At 69.5% G+C, this 20,470-nt stretch carries 17 protein-coding genes; 12 read left to right on the top strand and 5 right to left on the bottom strand.

What is annotated here, in order from left to right:
- Positions 1-15 precede the first annotated feature (15 nt).
- Both FN821_RS09665 and FN821_RS09660 read left to right on the top strand, forming a co-directional pair.
- Positions 16-2,748: a DEAD/DEAH box helicase gene (locus FN821_RS09665; protein WP_241660200.1), complete on the top strand. Its 2,733-nt coding sequence runs from the start codon at positions 16-18 to the stop codon at positions 2,746-2,748.
- Positions 2,749-2,871: 123 nt separating this feature from the next.
- The gene (locus FN821_RS09660; protein ID WP_131172461.1) at positions 2,872-4,026 is read left to right on the top strand and encodes a cation:proton antiporter; all 1,155 of its coding nucleotides are present in this window, start codon (positions 2,872-2,874) and stop codon (positions 4,024-4,026) included.
- On the opposite strand, the gene FN821_RS09655 is transcribed toward FN821_RS09660, so the two are convergent.
- Positions 4,010-5,263, bottom strand: a complete 1,254-nt coding sequence (locus FN821_RS09655; RefSeq protein ID WP_131172462.1) for a CapA family protein — start codon at positions 5,261-5,263, stop codon at positions 4,010-4,012. The two genes, FN821_RS09660 and FN821_RS09655, sit on opposite strands and share 17 nt — an antisense overlap.
- A gap of 78 nt (positions 5,264-5,341) precedes the next feature.
- On the opposite strand from FN821_RS09655, the gene hisF reads away from it, so the two are divergent.
- From hisF to ilvC, 5 genes are all read left to right on the top strand, one after another.
- Entirely contained in the window at positions 5,342-6,109 is a 768-nt protein-coding gene (hisF, locus tag FN821_RS09650; protein WP_131172463.1) for an imidazole glycerol phosphate synthase subunit HisF, read from the top strand.
- Positions 6,110-6,185: 76 nt separating this feature from the next.
- Positions 6,186-6,581 (top strand): HIT family protein, encoded by a 396-nt coding sequence (locus FN821_RS09645; RefSeq protein ID WP_131172464.1) that lies wholly within the window; start codon positions 6,186-6,188, stop codon positions 6,579-6,581.
- Between the two features lie 219 nt (positions 6,582-6,800).
- Positions 6,801-8,549, top strand: coding sequence for an acetolactate synthase large subunit (locus FN821_RS09640; RefSeq protein WP_131172465.1), 1,749 nt, complete (start codon positions 6,801-6,803; stop codon positions 8,547-8,549).
- Between the two features lie 5 nt (positions 8,550-8,554).
- Entirely contained in the window at positions 8,555-9,082 is a 528-nt protein-coding gene (gene ilvN / locus FN821_RS09635) for an acetolactate synthase small subunit (protein WP_131172483.1), read from the top strand.
- A gap of 49 nt (positions 9,083-9,131) precedes the next feature.
- Positions 9,132-10,166, top strand: coding sequence for a ketol-acid reductoisomerase (gene ilvC / locus FN821_RS09630; RefSeq protein WP_131172466.1), 1,035 nt, complete (start codon positions 9,132-9,134; stop codon positions 10,164-10,166).
- 66 nt (positions 10,167-10,232) lie between these two features.
- Here ilvC and FN821_RS14895 read toward each other — a convergent pair whose 3' ends face one another.
- The gene (locus FN821_RS14895) at positions 10,233-10,913 is read right to left on the bottom strand and encodes a LysM peptidoglycan-binding domain-containing protein (protein WP_131172467.1); all 681 of its coding nucleotides are present in this window, start codon (positions 10,911-10,913) and stop codon (positions 10,233-10,235) included.
- 220 nt (positions 10,914-11,133) lie between these two features.
- Here FN821_RS14895 and FN821_RS09620 point away from each other — a divergent pair, with 220 nt between their 5' ends.
- Positions 11,134-13,497 carry an HAD-IC family P-type ATPase gene (locus FN821_RS09620; protein ID WP_131172468.1) on the top strand — a complete coding sequence of 788 codons (2,364 nt, stop codon included), beginning with the start codon at positions 11,134-11,136 and terminating at the stop codon, positions 13,495-13,497.
- A gap of 56 nt (positions 13,498-13,553) precedes the next feature.
- On the opposite strand, the gene FN821_RS09615 is transcribed toward FN821_RS09620, so the two are convergent.
- Positions 13,554-14,615, bottom strand: a complete 1,062-nt coding sequence (locus tag FN821_RS09615; protein WP_180319762.1) for a 3-isopropylmalate dehydrogenase — start codon at positions 14,613-14,615, stop codon at positions 13,554-13,556.
- A gap of 83 nt (positions 14,616-14,698) precedes the next feature.
- Here FN821_RS09615 and FN821_RS09610 point away from each other — a divergent pair, with 83 nt between their 5' ends.
- Together FN821_RS09610 and FN821_RS09605 are read left to right on the top strand one after the other, a co-directional pair.
- Entirely contained in the window at positions 14,699-15,787 is a 1,089-nt protein-coding gene (locus FN821_RS09610) for a branched-chain amino acid aminotransferase (RefSeq protein ID WP_131172469.1), read from the top strand.
- Positions 15,788-15,817: 30 nt separating this feature from the next.
- Complete coding sequence (locus FN821_RS09605; protein WP_131172470.1) at positions 15,818-16,309, top strand: hypothetical protein; 492 nt, start codon at positions 15,818-15,820, stop codon at positions 16,307-16,309.
- Here the strand turns inward: FN821_RS09605 and FN821_RS09600 are convergent, their stop codons facing one another.
- Together FN821_RS09600 and tpx are read right to left on the bottom strand one after the other, a co-directional pair.
- On the bottom strand, positions 16,310-17,197 hold the full coding sequence (locus FN821_RS09600) for a hypothetical protein (RefSeq protein ID WP_131172471.1): 888 nt from the start codon (positions 17,195-17,197) through the stop codon (positions 16,310-16,312).
- A gap of 82 nt (positions 17,198-17,279) precedes the next feature.
- Positions 17,280-17,777, bottom strand: a complete 498-nt coding sequence (tpx, locus tag FN821_RS09595; RefSeq protein WP_131172472.1) for a thiol peroxidase — start codon at positions 17,775-17,777, stop codon at positions 17,280-17,282.
- 160 nt (positions 17,778-17,937) lie between these two features.
- Between tpx and cimA the strand changes: the two genes are divergently transcribed.
- Both cimA and FN821_RS09585 read left to right on the top strand, forming a co-directional pair.
- Positions 17,938-19,527: a citramalate synthase gene (gene cimA / locus FN821_RS09590; RefSeq protein ID WP_131172473.1), complete on the top strand. Its 1,590-nt coding sequence runs from the start codon at positions 17,938-17,940 to the stop codon at positions 19,525-19,527.
- A 9-nt stretch (positions 19,528-19,536) separates the two neighbouring features.
- On the top strand, positions 19,537-20,205 hold the full coding sequence (locus FN821_RS09585) for a DUF1707 SHOCT-like domain-containing protein (RefSeq protein WP_131172474.1): 669 nt from the start codon (positions 19,537-19,539) through the stop codon (positions 20,203-20,205).
- Positions 20,206-20,470: the final 265 nt, after the last annotated feature.

The raw sequence follows: 20,470 nt of genomic DNA, 5'->3' as shown, positions 1-20,470 counted from the left end.
CCTAGGGTGTGGCAAGTGAGTGCCGCCCCCGCTTTGGGACCCAGCTTCGCCGCCTTCGCCGCGGGCTACGACTTCGCCTTGGACGACTATCAGGTCGAGGCCTGCGCGCACATCGAGGCCGGCTCCGGCGTCCTGGTGGCGGCGCCGACGGGCGCCGGAAAGACCGTCGCGGGGGAGTTCGCCGTCTTCCTGGCCCTGCAGCGCGGACGCAAGTGCTTCTACACGACCCCGATCAAGGCGCTGTCGAACCAGAAGTACCACGACCTGGTCGAGCGCTACGGCGAGGCCAACGTCGGACTCCTCACCGGCGACACCTCGCTCAACGGCGAGGCGCCCGTGGTCGTCATGACGACCGAGGTCCTGCGGAACATGATCTACGCCCGGTCCCGCACGCTCGACGGCCTGGGCTTCGTGGTGATGGACGAGGTCCACTACCTCGCCGACCGCTTCCGCGGCGCGGTCTGGGAAGAGGTGATCATCGGGCTCGCCGAGAGCGTCCAGCTCATCGCCCTGTCCGCCACCGTGTCGAACGCGGAGGAGTTTGGTGCCTGGCTGGCCGAGGTCCGCGGCGCGGTGGCGATCGTGCTGAGCGAGCGGCGTCCGGTGCCGCTGTTCCAACACGTCATGGTCGGACGCCGCATCTACGACCTGTTCGAGGACTCCGGACGTGAGGTCAACCCCGAGCTGACCCGGCTGGCCAAGGAGGAGTCGAAGTACGTCCGCGACGACTCCCGTCGGGGTCGCGGACGCCGTCAGCGCGACCGCATCGACGCCAACCAGGCCAAGCGCGGCAACGACCGCCCAACTCTGGTCCCGCGGCGCGACGGGGCCATCGAGAAACTCGCCGCCGAGGGGCTGCTGCCCGCGATCTACTTCATCTTCTCCCGCGCCGGCTGCGACGCCGCCGTGGGACAGCTGATGAACTCGGGGCTTCGGCTCACCACCCCCGCCGAGCGCGACGCGCTCGACGACATCGCGGCGCGACACGTGGCGTCCCTCAGCGACGACGACCTGGAGGCGCTCGGCTATCGCAGCTTCGCCGAGGCGCTGCGCCGAGGCGTCGCGGCGCACCACGCCGGGCTGCTGCCCGCCTTCAAGGAGGCCGTCGAGGAGGCGTTCGTCCGCGGCCTCGTGAAGGTGGTCTTCGCGACCGAGACGCTCGCACTGGGCATCAACATGCCCGCCCGCACGGTCGTGCTGGAAAAGCTGGTCAAGTTCAACGGTGACGCGCACGTCGACATCACGCCGGGGGAGTACACCCAGCTCACCGGACGCGCCGGCCGCCGCGGCATCGACGTCGAGGGGCATGCCGTCGTGCTGTGGCAGCGCAACTTCGATCCGCGCATGGTGGCCGGCCTGGCGTCCCGACGAACGTACCCCCTGCGATCGTCGTTCTCGCCGACGTACAACATGGCCGTCAATCTCGTGGGCAGTGTCGGACGCGAGCGCGCCCGCACGCTGCTGGAGCAGTCCTTCGCCCAGTTCCAGTCGGACGCCTCCGTCGTGGGCCTGGCTCGGGCGGTCGCCCGCAACACCGAGCGGGCGGCCGAGTCCTGGGCGAAGGCCGTCTGCGACCGCGGTGACTTCGCCGAGTACGCCGAGCTACGAGCCGAGATCGGACGCCTCGAGGCAGCGTCGGCCCGGGCGCGCAAGGACGACCGCCGGGCGGAGACGCTCTCGGCCCTGCTGGAGTTGCGTCCGGGCGACATCATCAATGTGCCGTCCGGGCGCTACGCGGGCTGGGTGCTCGTGGTCGATCCGGGGCTCGGCAACACCCGCGAGGGCCCGAAGCCGCTGGTCATGACCACGGAGCGTCAGCTCAAGAAGTTGACCATCACCGACATCCCCGCTCCGCCGGTCGTCGCCGGACGCCTACGGGTGCCCAAGCACTTCGACCCGCGCCAGGCCGCCGACCGGCGCAACCTGTTCGCGGCGTTCTCCAGCAAGCTGCGCGAGGTCGACCTGACGCCGACGGCGTCCGGACGCGGTGAGGTGGACGCCGACACGGCCGCTCGGATCGCCGACCTGCGCCACGAGCTCAAGAGCCATCCGTGCCACGGCTGCCCCGACCGCGAGGAGCATGCCCGCTGGGCCGAACAGGCCCTGCGCCTCGAGCGCGACAGCGCGACGCTCCGCGCGGCGTCCGAGAAGCGCACCAACACGATCGCGACCCGCTTCGACCGCATCTGCACAGTGCTCGAGGCGCTGGGCTACCTCGAGGAGGGTGGCCGCGCCGTGACCCCGGCCGGACGCCTCCTCGCCCGCATCTACTGCGAACTCGATCTCGTCGCGGCCGAGTGCATCCGCGCGGGCCTGTTCGACGAGCTGACCGCGCCGGAACTGGCGGCCGTGGCGTCCACTCTGATCTACGAATCGCGCGGCGGCGATCAGCGGCGTCCGGCGCGGATGCCGAACCGGTCCACCGAGATCGCGCAGTCGGCGCTGCGGACGGTGTGGCGCGAGGTCGGACTGCTGGAGCGCGATCACAAGCTCGACAAGGGCCGCGACCCCGACATCGGCTTCGCCGAGGCGGTGTTCGCCTGGGCGTCCGGGGAGCCGCTCGCCGACGTCCTCTACAGCTCGGACCTGACCGCCGGCGACTTCGTCCGCTGGACCCGTCAGGTCATCGACCTGGCCGGCCAACTCGCGGACGCAGCGGGCCCCGGCCCGCTGCGCGAGACGTCTCGCGAGGCGATCGTCCGGATGCGGCGCGGCGTCGTGGCCGCCGCGTACGACGAAGACGACTGAGACCCTCGCCCCACGCTACGGGGCGGCGTCGACACTCGGCCGGCGCAGGTGAGCGGGTTGTGGCCCGGTCAGGAGTAGGCTCACCCGATCCCGTCCGGGCATTCGACGAAGAAGGTCCACGAAGTGAGTTTTGCCGTCCTGGCACTGATCTGCGCGGTCGCGCTGCTCGGTCCGTTGCTCTCCCTGCCCCGATTCCGGATCCCCGTGGTCATCGGCGAGCTGGCCGTCGGCATCGTGCTCGGACGGACGGGCCTCGAGGTGCTCGACTCGTCCAACGAGACGCTGGCCTTCATGGGAGCGATCGGGTTCGCCCTGGTGATGTTCGTCGCCGGCACGCACGTGCCGGTGCTCGATCCGGCCATCCGGCGGGGCATCGGCCGCGGTGCCCTGCGCGCCGCGGCCGTGGGCGTCCTGGCGGTGCCGGTGGGCCTGGGCATCGCGGCCCTGTTCGGCGACGATCATGGCTGGCTCTACGCGGTGCTGCTCGCCTCGTCGTCGGCAGGACTGGTCCTGCCCGTGCTGGGCGGCGTTAAGGTCACCTCGACCGTGGGCCTGGAGTTCCTCACCCAGATCGCCATCGCGGACACCGCCTGCATCGTGCTGCTGCCGCTCGCGATCGACCCGGCGAATGCGGGCCGTGCCGCCCTCGGCACCGTGGCCGTGGGACTCACCGCCGGCGCGTTCTACCTCTTCTTGAACTGGGCGGAGAAGACCGGACGCCGCAGGACCGTCCACGACATCTCCGAGAAGCGGAAGCTCACGATCGAGTTGCGGGTGGTGCTCGTGATGCTCTTCGCCCTCACCGCGATCGCGGGCGCCCTGCACGTCTCCGTGATGCTGTCCGGCTTCGCCATGGGCATCGTCGTTGCCGCCGTGGGGGAGCCCAAACGCATGGCCAACCAGATGCTGGCCCTGAGCGAGGGCTTCTTCGCGCCGATCTTCTTCGTGTGGCTCGGCTCGTCGCTTGACCTTCGGGCGTTGGCCGGGCATCCACAGGGGATCGCGCTCGGGCTCGCCCTCGGGTTCGGGGCGCTGCTGGTCCACGGCCTGCTGGCCCTCACCGGCCAGCCGGTGCCGTTGGCGTTGACGACTGCGGCCCAGTTGGGAGTGCCCGTGGGGGCCGCCGCTTTGGGGACCCAGTTGGGGATCTTCAACGACAGCGAGCCCACCGCGATGCTGCTCGGCGCCCTGGTCACCGTCGTCGCGGTGACGATCTTGGCGCCGCGGATGCAGGCCGCCGTCGCCCCGAAGCTCGTCCCGGCTACGGCGCCGGACTGAGCTTCGAACAGCCCAGCAGGCCCTGGCGAGCGGCGTTCAGCCGGGCGACGCCCGCGGCGTCCGGCACGGAGGGCAGGCCGCTGGCGCCGATCAGCATCGGCTGCCAGTCCTCCTTGGTGATGACCGACGCGGACGCCGCCGCGCCGGCCGCGCGCTTGGCTGCGACCCGCTGCTTGTCGATCGAGATGGTCAGCACGCCGGTCGCCGGCTGGCTTGGCACCAGCCACCAGGTGAAGCTGCCGAGGCCGTAGTTCACGTACGTGTCCTTGGTCCAGCCCCCGGCCTGGACGCGGTGGCTGTGGCCCCCGATGACCGCGTCGGCGCCCGCGTCCGCGAGCAGGTTCACGACCTCGACCTGCTTCGGAGTGGGGCACGTTTGCCCTTCCTCCCCGTAATGGAGGAAGGCAACGACGACGTCGTAGCGGGCGGAGGCGTCCTTGACCGCGGCGAGGAACCGCTTGGCCGAGGTGGACTTGTACGGCTTGACCAGCGCCGCGACACCCGGCTTGGTCGCGGACGCGGTAAAGAGGTTGGTCGTCTCCTCCTTCAGCGCGCTGGCGTTGAAGACGGCGATGCTCACCCCGTCGACGGTGAAGGTGGCGGGAGACAGCGCCTGGTCGAGGTTCTGGCCGATGCCGATGACCTTGAGGGGAGCGCCAGGCAGAGCCTTCATGGTGTCGACCAGCCCGACGGGTCCGAAGTCGGCGCCGTGGTTGTTGGCCATGCCCGCGACATCGACTCCGGCGTTGGCCAGCGTTGTCAGCGCAGACTCGGGCGCCCTGAAGGTGAACTGCTTGCCCGCAATAGGGGTGCCGCGGGTCGTTACGGCCGTCTCGAGGTTCACGACCGTGATGTCCGCGCGGGACAGGTAAGGCTTGAGGGACGACAGCCCGTTCGGGTCTGCCGCCACGGCGCGCAGCTTGTCTTTCTCGAAGTGGACGTCGCCGGCGAACGCCATCGTCACCGGATCGGCGCCGGTGATCGGAGGCCGCGAGGCGGGCGGTGGTGCGGGCGGCGCGGCCGGGGTTGTCGGGGTGGCGGACGTGGTCGCCGACGGCTTGGCTGCGGAGGGCTTGGTCGAGGCCTTGGCCGGCGTCTTCGCAGCCGGACTAGGACTGGACGCTGGCTGCGGCGGAGTGGGCCCGGCCGGAACCGCAGCCCCGGCCGTGCAGCCCGTCAGGGCCAGAATTGCCAACCCGGCCGCGCTGGCCGTCCGGTATGAGAGCCGTGGCGTCATCCATCCCCCTGGTCCCACGTTGCGGCGAGCGTAGTGGACGGGCGCGGGAGGCTGAGTGAGGCTCGCTAACCTAACCTCATGAGCCTCGCCATCCGGGTGATTCCGTGCCTCGACGTTCACGACGGGCGCGTGGTCAAGGGGATCAACTTCCGGTCCTTGCGCGATGCGGGCGATCCCGTGGAACTGGCCACCACATACGGCCTCGAGGGGGCCGACGAGCTCACCTTCCTGGACATCTCGGCCTCCTCCGACGGCCGCGCCACCACCTACGAGATGGTGCGCCGGACGGCCGAGACGGTCTTCATTCCCCTCTGCGTCGGCGGGGGCGTCCGGGGGGTCGATGACGTCGATCGGCTGCTGCGCACCGGCGCCGACAAGATCGGCATCAACACGGGCGCGATCACGCGTCCGGAAGCCATCGACGAGATCGCCGCGCGGTTCGGCAACCAGGTGGTCGTGCTGAGCCTGGACGCCCGGCGCGAGGCCGGGCAGCCGTCCGGCTTCGGCGTCACCACCCACGGCGGTCGCACGTCCGCGGGCCTGGACGCCATCGAGTGGGCCAAAGAGGCCGTCGATCGTGGGGCGGGGGAGATCCTGCTCAACTCCATGGACGCCGACGGGACCACCTCCGGCTTCGACTTGGAGATGATCGAGGCGGTCCGGGCCGTGGTGGACGTCCCGCTCATCGCGTCCGGCGGGGCGGGCACGGTCGAGCACTTCGTGGACGCCGCCCGCGCCGGCGCCGACGCCGTCTTGGCGGCGTCCGTCTTTCACTACGGAACCCTGCGGATCGCGGGAGTCAAGCAGGCGCTGTCCCAAGCCGGTTTCCCCGTCCGGCTGGGATAAAGGTGGATTCGCCCCCGACAACAGTCGCGAATCCACCACCATCTCGTGGGTGGTCTCAACCTGCAAAGATGAGTCCATGTCCGACTGCCTGTTTTGCCGCATCGTGGCGGGTGACATCCCCTCTCGGCAGGTCTACGCCGGTGACGACGCCGTGGCCTTCCTGGACATCGCGCCGTTCAAGCGCGGCCACACGCTGGTGGTGTCGCGCCAGCACGTCTCCGACGCTCTGGCGGACGCCGACGTGCTGGCGTCCCTGGCACCGGCCATCACGGCCGTGGGACGGCTGCTCACCGAGCGGCTGGGCGCCCAGGGAATGAACATCCTCACGAACGTGGGCGAGGTGTCCGGGCAGTCGGTCTTCCACCTGCACGTTCACCTGATCCCGCGCTTCCAGGACGCCTCCGGCATCGAGGCGATGCTGACCCGGGATGACGACATCGACGTCGATGAGGTCTACCGCCGTCTGGTCTGAGCGCAGGCCGTCCACATGGTGGGCAGGGGCAGGTCAAAGTGTGGACAGACGGGACGCCATGGCTATGCTGGCCAGGTGCGGAATTCTCTTCTCGTAGTTCGATAGCGTGTCGGCCCCTCGCGGTTGACACGCTCCCTCGTTTGCCGTCGCGGCAGCGGGGGTTTTTTATTGCCTGACAGAGATCCCCGCCCACGATCAACGAATACAAGGGAGACGAGAATGACCGATGATGGATCGCCCACCCTGCTGACCGGCGCCGAGGCGCTGGTCGAGTCCCTGGAGCGCGTCGGCGTCGAGGTCGTCTTCGGCATCCCAGGCGGCGCAATCCTGCCGGCCTACGATCCGCTCGGGCAGAGCAAGCTCGTGCGCCACATCCTCGTTCGTCACGAGCAGGGCGCCGCGCACGCGGCAGAGGGCTACGCGATGACGTCCGGCAAGGTCGGCGTCTGCATGGCCACGTCCGGCCCCGGCGCCACCAACCTGGTGACGGGCATCGCGGACGCCTACATGGACTCCGTCCCGATGGTCGCGATCACCGGCCAGGTGGCGTCGACCGCCATCGGCACGGACGCCTTCCAGGAGGCCGACATCCGCGGCATCACCTTCCCGATCACCAAGCACAGCTTCCTGGTGACGCGGGCCGAGGACATCCCGGCCGCCATCAAGGCCGCCTTCCACATCGCCTCCACCGGACGCCCCGGCCCCGTCCTGGTCGACCTCGCCAAGGACGCGCTCACGTCCAAGGCGCCGTTCCGCTGGCCGGACGCGGTGGACCTGCCCGGCTACCACCCGACGACGAAGCCGCACACGAAGCAGATCCGCGAGGCGGCCAAGCTGATCGCGGAGTCGTCCCGGCCGGTCTTCTACGTGGGCGGCGGCGTCGTGAAGGCGTCCGCATTCGACGAACTGGCCGAGCTGGTGAAGATCACCGGCATCCCCCTCGTCACCACCCTGATGGCGCGCGGCGCGTTCCCGGACAGCCACGAGCTGCACATGGGCATGCCGGGCATGCACGGCACGGTGTCGGCCGTGGGCGCGCTGCAGAAGGCCGACCTGCTGATCGCGCTGGGCACCCGGTTCGACGATCGGGTGACCGGCAAGCTCAGCACGTTCGCGCCGACGGCCCGCGTCATCCACGCCGACATCGACCCGGCCGAGATCAGCAAGAACCGGGTCGCCGACGTGCCGATCGTGGGTGACGTCCGCGACGTGATCGCCGAGCTCAACGGCGTCCTGCGAGGTGCCGATCTGCCCGACTACTCCGCCTGGGTGCGCTATCTGACCAACCTCAAGGACAAGTACCGCGACGACGTCGAGCCCACCCACGACGGGCAGCTCAGCCCGCGCTACGTGATCAAGCGACTCGGCCAGTTGGCCGGTCCGGACGCGTACTTCGCGTCCGGCGTGGGCCAGCACCAGATGTGGGCCGCCCACTTGCTGCCTTTCGAGAAGCCCGGACGCTGGCTCAACTCCGGTGGCGCGGGCACGATGGGCTACTGCGTGCCGGCCGCGATGGGCGCGAAGGTGGGGCGTCCGGAGTCGGTGGTCTGGGGCATCGACGGCGACGGTTGCTTCCAGATGACCAACCAGGAGCTGGTCACCTGCACGCTGAACGACATCCCGATCAAGATCGCGATCATCAACAACGAGTCGCTCGGCATGGTGCGTCAGTGGCAGACGCTGTTCTACGGGCAGCGCTACAGCAACACCAACCTGGAATCGATGCGGGTGCCGAACTTCCCGATGCTCGCCGAGGCCATGGGCGCGCTGGGCCTCCGTGCCGAGACGCCCGAGGAGGTCGACGCGGTCATCAAGCAGGCCATGGAGACCAACGACCGTCCGGTCGTGGTGGAGTTCGTCTGCCACAAGGACGCCATGGTGTGGCCGATGGTCGCGGCGGGCACCAGCAATGACGACATCAAGATTGCCCGGGACATGGCTCCCGACTGGGAGGATGAGGTCCTGTGAGCACGATGAAGAACCACACGCTGAGCGTTCTCGTCGAGAACAAGCCTGGCGTCCTGGCCCGCATCTCGGGGCTTTTCGCGCGGCGCGGCTACAACATTGAGTCGCTCGCGGTGGGCCCGACCGAGCGCGCCGAACTGTCGCGCATCACGATCCAGGTCGCGGTCGACAGCCAGCAGGTGTTGGAGCAGATCACCAAGCAGCTCAACAAGCTCGTCGAGGTGCTCAAGATCGTCGAACTCGACTCGACGGCCGTCCAGCGCGAGCTCGTGCTGGTGAAGCTCAGGGTCGCGGACGCCGCCGCCCGCAGCGGTGTCATCGAGATCGTCCAGCTCTTCCGGGGCAACATCGTGGACGTGCACGCCGACTCACTGGTCGTCGAGGCCACCGGCAGCCCCGAGAAGCTCAACGCGCTGCTCGAGATGCTCAACCCCTACGGCGTCCGCGAGCTCGTCCAGTCCGGCATGGTCGCGGTGGCCCGCGGCAGCCGTTCCCTGACCGACCGCAAGGCAGACCGGGCGCGTCAGGCGTCCTAGGCCTCGCTACCCTTTCCCCGACTCAACGCAACAGACAAGGATTCAACCCATGGCAGAGATGTTCTACGACGACGACGCTGACCTCAGCGTCATCTCCGGACGCAAGGTCGCCGTCATCGGCTACGGCTCGCAGGGGCACGCGCACGCGCTCAGCCTGCGTGACTCGGGCGTCGATGTGCGCGTCGGTCTCGCCGAGGGCTCGAAGAGCCGCGCCAAGGCCGAGGCCCAGGGCCTCAAGGTGATGAGCGTCGCGGACGCCGCCAAGGAGGCCGACGTCATCATGATCCTGGTGCCCGATCAGCACCAGCGCGGGCTGTACGCCGCCGAGATCGAGCCGCACCTGAACAAGGGCGACGCCCTGTTCTTCGCGCACGGCTTCAACATCCGGTTCGGCTACATCAAGGCCCCCGAGGGCGTCGACGTCTGCATGGTCGCCCCCAAGGGTCCGGGCCACCTCGTGCGCCGCGAGTACTCCGAGGGCCGCGGCGTCCCCGTCATCGTGGCGGTCGAGAAGGACGCGACCGGCAACGCTTGGGCGCTCGCTAAGAGCTACGCGAAGGCGATCGGCGGCCTGCGCGCCGGCGGCATCAAGACCACGTTCACCGAGGAGTGCGAGACCGACCTGTTCGGCGAGCAGGCCGTGCTCTGCGGCGGCATGTCGCACCTGGTCCAGGCCGGGTTCGAGACGCTCGTCGAGGCCGGCTACCAGCCCGAGGTCGCCTACTTCGAGTGCCTGCACGAGCTGAAGCTGATCGTCGACCTCATGTATGAGGGCGGCATCGCCAAGCAGCGCTGGTCCGTGTCGGACACGGCCGAGTACGGCGACTACGTGTCCGGCCCCCGCGTCGTGGACGCCGACACCAAGAAGCGCATGAAGGACATCCTCACCGACATCCAGTCGGGCGCGTTCGCCAAGCGCTTCATCGCCGATCAGGACGCCGGCGCGCCGGAGTTCAAGTCGCTGCGCGCCAAGGGCGAGGCTCACCCGATTGAGGCGACCGGACGCGAGCTTCGCAAGCTGATGGCCTGGGTCAGCAAGGACGCCAACACGTCCGACTACGTCGAGGGCACCGCGGCTCGCTGAGTCAACGAACGCAACAAGGGGCGTCCCGGGTGAACCGGGACGCCCCTTGGCGTTGCTGAGCGGTTGTCAGCTGAGCACGAAGTGCTGGCCGACGTAGATCAGATGCGGATTGGCGATCTGAGCCTTGTTGAGGGCGTACAGGGTCTGCCAGTCGGAGATCCCGTTCGCGCGCGCGATCTTGGCGAGCGTGTCGCCCGGCTTGACCGTGTAGCCGCCCTGGGTGTTGGCGGCGGGCGTCACAGCGGCAACCGGGGCCACCTTGGCGGTCGCCTTGGCCTTGGCCGGCTTGGCGGGGGTGGCCTTGACGGCCGCGGGCTTCACCGTCACGGGCTTCGCTGCGGCAACGGCCCGGGTCGGCGTGGCGACGGGTGCTGCCGGAGCAGAGTACGACGCTCCGCCGTTGGCCTTGGTCAGGCCGGCCTTCTTGGAGCAGACGGGCCACGCGTTCGGGCCCTGGACGGCCAGGACCTTCTGGGCGACCGCGATCTGCTGCGCCTTGGTGGCGAGGTTGGCGGTGGCCGCGTAGGCCTGGCCACCGAAGCCGTTCCAGGTGGAGCGCGAGAACTGGACGCCGCCGTAGTAGCCGTTGCCCGTGTTGATCGCCCAGTTGCCGCCGGACTCGCAGGCGGCGACACGGTCCCAGACGGACGTGTCGGCCGATGCGGGGGAGGCCGCGGCGATCAGGCCGGTGCCAGCGATGGTGGCAGCTGCGGCGACCGAAGCGAGGCGGTTGATGGTCTTGTTCATGTGGGAACGAGTCCTTCCATGGTCTGTTGCGGTGTCTGTGGCCCGCCGGACGGCGGGCGCGACCGATCCAGAGTAGGCAGATCCTGAGAGATTCTCAAACTCATACTGAGAAACTCTCAGCAAGGTGGGTGGCTGCAGACCTGGGAGGGCGTCGCGGGGAGGCCTTGGTGAGACCTCCCAGGCAGCCGAGATCGTCGCCTGGTGTGGCACAGTGGACGCCGTGCTTCCCACCCTGCCTGGACTCACCGACACCGAGGTCGCCGAGCGTGTCGCCTCCGGACAGACCAACGAACTCCCGGACCGCAGCGGCCGCAGCGTCACCGACATCGTGCGCGCCGATGTCTTCACGCGGATCAACGCGATCCTGTCCGTGCTCCTGGTGTTCGTGCTCGCCACCGGGTCGTGGATCAACGCGGCCTTCGGCCTGTTGATCATCGCCAACTCGGGCATCGGCATCATCCAGGAGCTGCGCGCGAAGCGGACGCTCGACAGCCTCGCAGTCGTCAGTGAAGCCAAGCCGACCGTGCGGAGGGCGTCCGGAACAGCCCCGCTGCAACGGGACGCGATCGTCCTCGACGACCTGATCGAGCTCGGGCCCGGCGACCAGATCGTCGTCGACGGCGAGGTGGTCGAGGCCGACTATCTTGAGGTCGACGAGTCGCTGCTGACGGGCGAGAGTGATCCCGAGGCCAAGCCCGTCGGGGCCACCGTCATGTCGGGCAGCTTCGTGGTGTCGGGCACCGGAACCTACCGCGCCACCAAGGTGGGGCGCGAGGCGTACGCAGCGCAGCTGACGGCGGAGGCGTCCAAGTTCACGCTCGTCCGCTCCGAACTGCAGCAGGGCATCAACCAGATCCTGCGCGTCATCACGTTCGTGCTGGTGCCGGTGGGGGTGGCCACGATCTGGACGCAGTGGAGCATCGTGGGCGGCAACTGGCGCGAGGCCGTGCTGGCCATGGCGGGCGCGCTCGTCCCGATGGTGCCTGAGGGCCTGGTGCTGTTGACCTCGGTGGCGTTCGCGCTCGGGGTCGTCCGGCTGGGTCGACGACAGTGCCTGGTCCAGGAGTTGCCGGCCATCGAAGGCCTGGCGCGCGTGGATGTCGTCTGCGCCGACAAGACCGGAACGCTCACCGAGAACGGCATGCAATGCGGCGAGATCATCCCGCTGGCGGGCTTCGACGCGGATTCGGTGCGCACGGCGCTCGGGCAGGTCGTCCGCGCGGACGCGCGCCCCAACGCGTCCGCGCAGGCGATCGCCGCGGCGCTGCCGGCGTCCGATCAGCTCTGGGACGTCGCGGCTCGCGCCCCCTTCACCTCGGCCCGGAAATGGTCGGGGGTCAGCTTCACCGAGCACGGGCACTGGGTGCTCGGAGCGCCGGACGTCCTGGCCAGCGGCGAGGTCGCGGCCAGAGCCGAGGAGATCGGCACCACCGGCCAACGCGTCCTGCTCCTAGGGCGCGGCGACGTCTCGGTCGAGGGTCCGGACGCGCCCGGCACCGTTGCGCCGGCCGCGCTCGTCGTGCTGCAGCAGAAGGTCCGACCGGACGCCGCCGATACCCTCGCCTACTTCGCCGAGCAGCGCGTGGAGGTCAAGGTCATCTCGGGTGACAACGCCGCCTCGGTGGGTGCGGTCACCGCCGCGTTGGGGCTGGGTGGCGGGCTGCCGGTCGACGCCCGGGAGCTCAGGGACCCGGACGCCCTGAGCAGGGCCGTCGAGGCGTCCCGCGTGTTCGGACGCGTCACGCCCCACCAGAAGCGCGCGATGGTGAACGCCCTTCAGCGCCGTGGACACACGGTCGCCATGACCGGCGACGGGGTGAACGACGTGCTGGCCCTCAAGGACGCCGATCTCGGCGTCGCGATGGGCTCGGGCTCGCCTGCCACGCGGGCCGTGGCGAAGATCGTCCTGCTGGACGACGCCTTCGCCACCCTGCCGCACGTCGTCGCCGAGGGGCGCCGGGTGATCGGCAACATCGAGCGGGTCGCGAACCTGTTCCTGACCAAGACGGTGTATTCGGCCGTTCTCGCCTTGCTGGTGGTGCTGTGGCAGGCGCCGTTCCCGTTCAAGCCCATCCATGTGACGATCACCGGCTGGTTCACCATCGGCATTCCGGCGTTCCTGTTGTCGCTGGCGCCGAACCATGAGCGGGCGCGTCCGGGATTCGTCCGGCGGGTGTTTCGACTCGGCCTACCCGCCGGCGTCGTGATCGCCGCCGCCTCGTTCGGCACGTACCTGCTCGTCCGCGGACACGGCGCCCCGACGCAGACCGGTGTGGTTCCTCCGCAGGAAGCGACGGCGGCGTTGGCGGCCCTGATCGTCGCCGCGACGTGGGTGCTGGCCGTCGTCGCGCGACCGTACGAGTGGTGGAAGGTGGCGCTGATCGCGGCGTCCGTGGCCGCATACGTGCTCATCTTCACGTGGCCGTTGACGCAGCAGTCGTTCTTCCTCGACTCGTCCAACCAGGCACTCATGCGGACCGGACTGCTGATGGGCGCGGCCGGAGCCGTCCTCATCGAGGCCCTGTGGTGGTTCCGTTCGTTCGCCTTCGGCGAGCCCCGGGTCTTTTGGCGTCGTCCCGACTAGCGCCGCTGCTCGAAGGTCGCGTCCGGACATCCCCGGACGCGACCGATTCCCAGCCCTCAGCTCAGCCGCGCCGCGATGGCGTCGCCGACCTGCGTGGTCGAGCGCTTGGACGCCCCGCGCTCGGCGATGTCGGCGTCCACCGCCGCCTCGATCCGACGCGCCTCGGCGGTCATCCCCAGGTGGTCCAGCATCAACGCGACCGACGAAATCGTGGCGGTCGGGTCCGCGATGCCCTGGCCGGCGATGTCGGGGGCCGAGCCGTGCACGGGCTCGAACATCGACGGCGCCGTGCCTTCGGGGTTGATGTTGCCGGACGCCGCGAGCCCGATGCCGCCGGTCACGGCGCCCGCCAGGTCGGTGATGATGTCGCCGAAGAGGTTGTCGGTGACGATCACATCGAAGCGCTGCGGGTCGGCCACGAAGGCGATCGTGGTGGCGTCGATGTGCAGGTAGTCGGTCTCAACCTCGGGGTACTCCTCACCCACGGCGAGGAACAGCCGGTTCCAGAGCCCGCCCGCGTTGACCAGCACATTGTGCTTGTGCACCAGCGTCAGCTTCTTGCGCCGCTTCATGGCCCGCTCGTAGGCGTCCCGGACGACGCGCTCGACGCCGAAGGCCGTGTTGACGCTGACCTCGGTGGCGATCTCATGCGGCGTCCCGGCCCGCGTGGCGCCGCCCACGCCGCAGTACAGGCCCTCGGTGCCCTCTCGGACGACGACGAAGTCGATAGGGCCGCGCGATGTGATGTTCTCGCCCAGCGGCGTGGGGACGCCCGGGTAGAGCTTCGACGGACGCAGGTTGACGTAGTGATCGAGCAGGAAGCGCAGGCGCAGCAGCAGGCCCCGCTCGAGCAGGCCGCTGGGGATCGTCTTCGACCCCGGCGCCGCACCCACGGCACCCAGCAGGATGGCGTCCGCCTGGCGCAGTTCGTCCACGACCGAGTCCGGCAGCACCTCGCCCGTCCGCAGCCAGCGCTCGGCGCCCAGGTCGTAGTGCACGAAATCGAGCGAATCCGCCCCGACCGTCGCCGACAGGACCTTCAATCCCTCGGCCACAACTTCGGGGCCGATACCGTCGCCACCGATGACGGCGATCGTCTTCTTGTTCCGTTCAGTCACGGCCCGCAGCCTAGTGATCAGGTCGGACGCCGAAGGCGTGCGTCTGCCACGCGGACGCCGTTCGGCGTGGCTATCCTGCGAGCATGTCGTTGTCGTTCCCGCTGCAGCCCAACCCACTTCCGGCCTCGGACGCCCGCGTGGCGGAGGTCCTCGCCCATCCCGGTTTCGGGACCTATTTCACCGATCACATGGCCGTGGCGACCTGGACCAAGGGCCAGGGCTGGCAGGACGACTCGATCAAGCCCTACGGACCCTTCTCGATGGACCCGGCCTCAGCCGTGTTCCATTACGCGCAGGAGATCTTCGAGGGGATGAAGGCCTACCGGCACGCGGACGGCTCGGTCTGGCTCTTCCGTCCCGAGAAGAACGCCGAGCGCTTCGTCCACTCGGCCGCCCGGTTGATGCTGCCGGAACTGCCCGTCGAGGACTTCCTCACCGCCTGCCGGGAGCTGGTGAAGGCCGACGTCCGATGGGTGCCGAATCCCGAGGGCGGCGAGCAGAGCCTCTACCTGCGCCCCTTCATGATGGCGTTCGAGAACTTCCTGGGTGTCCGGGCGGCCGAGCGGGCGCTGTTCTGCGTGATCGCCTCGCCGGTGGGCACCTACTTCGCCGAGGGCGTCCGACCGATCAACATCTGGATGACGGACGAGTACTCGCGGGCCGGCCAGGGCGGGACGGGGTCCGCCAAGTGCGGCGGCAACTACGCCTCCAGCTTGATCGCCCAGTACGAGGGCTACCAGCAGGGCTGCTCGCAGGTGCTCTTCATCCAGCCGGCAGGGGAGCACGACGTCGAAGAACTCGGCGGCATGAACGTGTTCGCCGTGTCCGAGGGCGGCGCCCTGGTGACCCCCGCCCTGGACGGCACCATCCTGCACGGCGTGACCCGCGATTCGATCATCACCGTGGCCCGCTCGCTCGGCCTGGCGGTCGAGGAGCGTCCCCTGGGGGCGTCCGAGCTGCGGGACGGCATCACCTCCGGCGAGTTCGTCGAGGCGTTCTGCTGTGGGACCGCCGCCGTGATCAGCCCGATCGGGGCCTTCAAGAGCAAGGCCGGCGAGTACGCGCTGCCGCCGGGCTCCGGCGCGATCACCATGCAGATCCGTGAGGCGATCACCGATATTCAGTTCGGACGCGCCGAGGACACGTTCGGCTGGATGCACCGGGTCTGCTGACCCGTCAGCCATCAGGAGGGAAGGGGCCAGATGAGCCAGGAACGCGGCCGCTCCGGCAACGGTCGCTTCGCCCTAGGCGCCGTGGCCGGGGTGGCGACGGGCGTCGTTCTCGTCATCGGCGCCCTATCGTTGGTGCCAGCCAAGTCCGCTGCTCAGCGTCCAGGTGGCTCGCCCTCGGCCTCGCCGAGCACCGCGGTCGTCGCGGTGTCGTCCATGCCGGGGGCGTCCACATCGGTCGGCGGACTGGCGACGCCGGCGTCCGGCAGCTGGATCGCCCTGATCAGGTGGATGCCGAAGACGTCCTTCACGCTCGAACAGGCGTCCGAGTACGCCACGACGCGCTCGACGCCGCAGCTGACCGCCGTCGTCGTCGACACCGACCTGGTGCAGTTGAAGGGGGGAAAGTCCGGTCAGTACGCCATCGTCGTGGTCGGGCTCGCGAGCATGGCCGAGGCCACGTCGACCTGCGAGGCCCTCAAGCTCACGCCTGGGCCCATGTGCGGCCGTTACCAGATCGGCTGATCAGCCCAGCCAGCCCTGCCACTTGGCGAGGACGTAGAACCCGCCCACGACCAGGGTCGCAACGAGGCCGGTCAGGAAGCCCTTGAGCGCGTCCGGCAGGCCGCGGCGCCGCGGCGCGACGGCCGGGAGGTCCAACGGCCGATCCTGGGGCGGCTGCGCGGGCAGTGGGGCTACCGGCTCGATCGCGGGCAGCGGGTGCATCGGCGCGGAGCCGTCGTCCCGGTAGAGGGCCTCGTCGCGGTACAGAGGCACCTCGATCGCGACCTCGTCACCGACGCGTCGCGGGGGCAGCGGGGCAGCGGCCAACGCGGGCGGCGCGGGCGTGTCGAGGGCCGACAGCGGCTGGGTTAGGTCCGGGTCGGGGGTCTGGCGCGGAGTCTCCGCGCCCCACGAGCGAGCGCCGAGAGGCGTTCCGGCGAAGGGCACCAGGTGGGCGCCCGGCTCGCGCACCAGGACGCGGCGCAGCAGCTCCGGCAGCGCGACAGCGTCGACGGGGGGCACGAGGAAGGTGAGGTCGTCCTGCCCGGGACGCATCACGTCGAAGCGGCCCCAGATCTCCGAGTCCACCGTGACGGCCGACAGGGCAACGGACGTCTCGGCGTCCAACTCGACCGCGCGCGTCCGGACCTGGCCGCTGCCCGGCTGGCGCCAAGCGGCCACGCACCGCGACGGCAGGATCAGCAGAGCCCCGTGCGCGAGCGTTTCCGCCGGGATGACCACCGGGACCAGGTAGCGGACGACCTCATCGTCCTGCGGCAGCGACCCGAGGGCCGCCTCTGCCTGGTGCAGCGCCCGCTCGGCGAGATCCGCGAAGCGGGCGTCGCCTGGAACGAGGTCGACGACGGCGGCCGTCGCGTCTTTCAGCGACGCCGATTGTCCGTCAGCCATGGTCAAGCCTTCCCACACCGAGCTTAAGTCAAGCGGCCCGCCCCTGGTGGACGGGCCGCGATGGACGGTTCTGGTGGACGGGTCAGCCCAGCGCTGCGACGGCGGCGTCGTAGTCGGGCTCCTGGCCCGTCTCGGGCACGAGCTCGCTGTAGACGAGCGTGCCGTCGGCGTCCACGACGAAGACCGAGCGGGCGCAGAGGCCGGCCAGGGGGCTGTCGGTGAGCTTGACGCCGTAGTCGGTCGCGAAGTCCGAACGGAAGGTCGAGGCGACCGAGACGTTCTCGATGCCCTCGGCGCCGCAGAAGCGGCCGAGCGCGAAGGGCAGATCGGCCGAGACGCAGACGACGGCGGTGTTGTCGAGCCCGGCGGCAAGCTCGTTGAACTTGCGGACGGACGTCGCGCACACGCCCGTGTCGATGCTCGGGAAGACGTTGAGGACGACGCGCTGGCCAGCGAAGTCGCCGAGGGTGACGTCGGCCAGGTTGGCGCCCGTCACCGTGAACGCAGGAGCCTGATCGCCAACCGCCGGGAGGTCGCCGTTGGTGTGGATGGGATTGCCCTTGAACTTGGTTTCAGCCATGCGGCCTTTCTAGCACCCCCGAACGCCGCAGGCCAGAAGCCGACCGGTGGGCGCTGTGCCAGCCTCACCGGGGCGGTCTCACCGGTCGAGATCTGAGACCGCATTGCAGGACACCGTGCAGACTCCTCGGACCCAGCAACCCAGCAGGTGAGGTTTCCGCATGCCCATGGTCCCCGTCGCGCCCGACGTCTTCCACGTCTACGACACCACCCTGCGCGACGGTGCGCAGCAGGAGGGCCTCCGGCTCACGGTCCACGACAAGCTGCGCATCGCCCGATCGCTGGATGACCTCGGCGTCACGTTCATTGAGGGCGGCTGGCCGGGAGCCAATCCCAACGACACGGCCTTCTTCAAGGCCGCCGCCGACGGCGAGCTGAAGCTGCGCAACTCTCAATTGGTCGCCTTCGGCTCGACCCGCAAGGTGGGCGGCCAGGCCTCGTCCGACCCGCTGACCCGGGCGCTGCTGGAGGCCGAGACCCCCGTCATCACCCTGGTCGCCAAGAGCCACGATGCCCACGTTTATCGGGCGCTGCGGACGACCCTCGACGAGAACCTGGCGATGATCTCCGACACGGTCAAGTTCCTGACCGGCGAGGGCCGCCGCGTCTTCATCGACGCCGAGCACTTCTTCGACGGCTACCGAGCGAACCCGGCCTACGCGTTGGAGGTCGTCAAGACGTCCGCGGACGCCGGCGCCGAGGTCGTAGTAATGTGCGACACCAACGGCGGCATGCTCCCCGGCTGGATGGGTGAGGTCGTGGACGCCGCCGGTCAGGTCGGCGTCGACCTCGGCATCCACTGCCACAACGACACGGGCTGCGCCGTCGCGAACACCATCGCTGCCGTGGACGCCGGCGCCATGCACGTGCAGGGCACCATCAACGGCCACGGAGAGCGCACCGGCAACGCCGACCTGATCACGGTGCTCGCCAACCTCCAGCTCAAGTACGGCTGGAACATCGTCGCCCCGGACGCCCTCGCCAAGGTCACGGCGACGTCGCACGCGGTGGCCGCCATCACCCACGTCCAGCCCAACACTCGCCAGCCCTACGTCGGCCACTCGGCGTTCGCGCACAAGGCCGGACTGCACGCGTCCGCGATCAAGGTGGACGCCAACCTGTACCAGCACACCGATCCGACCTTCGTCGGCAACGACATGCGCATGCTGGTCTCTGACATGGCTGGCCGCGCGAACATCCAGCTCAAGGGTGAGGAACTCGGCTACGACATCTCCGACCGCGTTCAGGCCGCCGAGATCACCGATCTGGTCAAGGAGCGTGAGGCCCAGGGCTACAGCTACGAGGCGGCGGACGCGTCCTTCGAGCTGTTGCTGCGCGACGCGCTGGGCCTGTCGGAGGAGTTCTTCGAGGTCCTGCACTGGCGCGTCTGGACCGGCAACGAGCAGGGCGAGGACGGCGACTCCGAGGCGATCGTCAAGGTGCGCATCGACGGCGAGACCACCAAGCTGGTCGGCGAGGGCTTCGGGCCGCTGAACGCGCTGGACCAGGCCCTGACCGGCGCCCTGAAGGCGAAGTACCCGGCCGCCGAGACGTTCGACCTCGTCGACTACCGCGTCCGCATCATGGATCAGGGCCACGGCACGGACGCCATCGTGCGGGTCCTCATCGACATGACGGACGGTTCCCGCACATGGACGTGCGTCGGCGTCGGCACCAATGTCATCGAGGCGTCCTGGGAGGCCCTCTACGACTGCTACCGCTGGGGGCTCTCCACGCCTGCGGCTGGCTAGTCTTGGCCCGTGACCTCTGGCATCGACACCCCCTTCGTCCGGGTCGGGGACGCCGAACGTCAGGCCGCGATCGCGGCCTTGACCAAGGCCGCCGCGGACGGACGCCTCACGGCGTCCGAACTGTCTGATCGGACGCCGCGGGCTCAGTCCGCGAGGACTCGCGGCGAGCTGGCCGTGGTGCTGGCCGACGTTCTGCCTCAGCTCGCGCTCGCCGAGTTGGTCGCAGGGACGCCCGTGCGGCAGGGCCGAGGTCCGGGATTCAGCTGGGAGGACCCACTGGTCCTCACGGCGCGCTGGGAGGACGAGAAGCGCCTGGGCGTCTGGGACGTCCCGCCGTTCCTCGAGGCGCACCCGGTGGCCGCCAACGTGAAACTGAACTTCACCGAGTCGACGCCGGTGTCCCTGGTCATCGACATCGTGATGAACGGACGCGCCGGGAACCTGGTCCTGGTCGTGCCCGACGGCTGGGGGGTCGACTCGTCCCGGGTGACCAAGGGCATGGGCTCGATCAAGAACGGGGTCGCCGAGCGCGCGACGCCCGGCTTCCCGCAGCTCATGGTCCGTGGCGACAACCGACTCGGGAACCTCGTCGCCCGCTACCCGGGTCGATTCGACCTCTGGCAGCAGCGCCGAGCGCTCAGCAAGCGGTCACGGCGCGCGGCGATCGGCGCGTCCTGACGCGCTGATCGATGCGGACTTCGTTGGCTGAGCCTGTCTCGTCTGAGTCCTACGTTGGTTGAGCCTGTCGAAGGCGTACCGGGGTCCTGCGTTGGTTGAGCCTGTCGGAGCCTCGGCTGAGGCTTTCGGTGCTGAGCCTGTCGAGGCCCCGCCACCTCAGGCGATGCGCCCTAGGAGCCTGCTGAACAATCCGTCCGCGAGTCCGCCGCGTTGATCGGTTCTGGGCTGGAATTGTTGGGTTGTGCAGGGTGAGTCGAGTCCGCAG

Source organism: Propioniciclava tarda, from assembly GCF_900182665.1.
Lineage (GTDB): Bacteria > Actinomycetota > Actinomycetes > Propionibacteriales > Propionibacteriaceae > Propioniciclava > Propioniciclava tarda.
The sequence above is the reverse complement of the archived record's forward strand: the minus strand, read 5'-3'. Positions and strand labels throughout refer to the sequence as shown.

Coding starts and splice junctions, on each gene's coding strand:
- FN821_RS09655 (WP_131172462.1), bottom strand. CDS start 5,263: ATGACGCCACGGCTCTCATACCGGACGGCCAGCGCGGCCGGGTTGGCA.
- hisF (WP_131172463.1), top strand. CDS start 5,342: ATGAGCCTCGCCATCCGGGTGATTCCGTGCCTCGACGTTCACGACGGG.
- FN821_RS09645 (WP_131172464.1), top strand. CDS start 6,186: ATGTCCGACTGCCTGTTTTGCCGCATCGTGGCGGGTGACATCCCCTCT.
- FN821_RS09640 (WP_131172465.1), top strand. CDS start 6,801: ATGACCGATGATGGATCGCCCACCCTGCTGACCGGCGCCGAGGCGCTG.
- ilvN (WP_131172483.1), top strand. CDS start 8,555: ATGAAGAACCACACGCTGAGCGTTCTCGTCGAGAACAAGCCTGGCGTC.
- ilvC (WP_131172466.1), top strand. CDS start 9,132: ATGGCAGAGATGTTCTACGACGACGACGCTGACCTCAGCGTCATCTCC.
- FN821_RS14895 (WP_131172467.1), bottom strand. CDS start 10,913: ATGAACAAGACCATCAACCGCCTCGCTTCGGTCGCCGCAGCTGCCACC.
- FN821_RS09610 (WP_131172469.1), top strand. CDS start 14,699: ATGTCGTTGTCGTTCCCGCTGCAGCCCAACCCACTTCCGGCCTCGGAC.
- FN821_RS09605 (WP_131172470.1), top strand. CDS start 15,818: ATGAGCCAGGAACGCGGCCGCTCCGGCAACGGTCGCTTCGCCCTAGGC.
- FN821_RS09600 (WP_131172471.1), bottom strand. CDS start 17,197: ATGGCTGACGGACAATCGGCGTCGCTGAAAGACGCGACGGCCGCCGTC.
- tpx (WP_131172472.1), bottom strand. CDS start 17,777: ATGGCTGAAACCAAGTTCAAGGGCAATCCCATCCACACCAACGGCGAC.
- cimA (WP_131172473.1), top strand. CDS start 17,938: ATGCCCATGGTCCCCGTCGCGCCCGACGTCTTCCACGTCTACGACACC.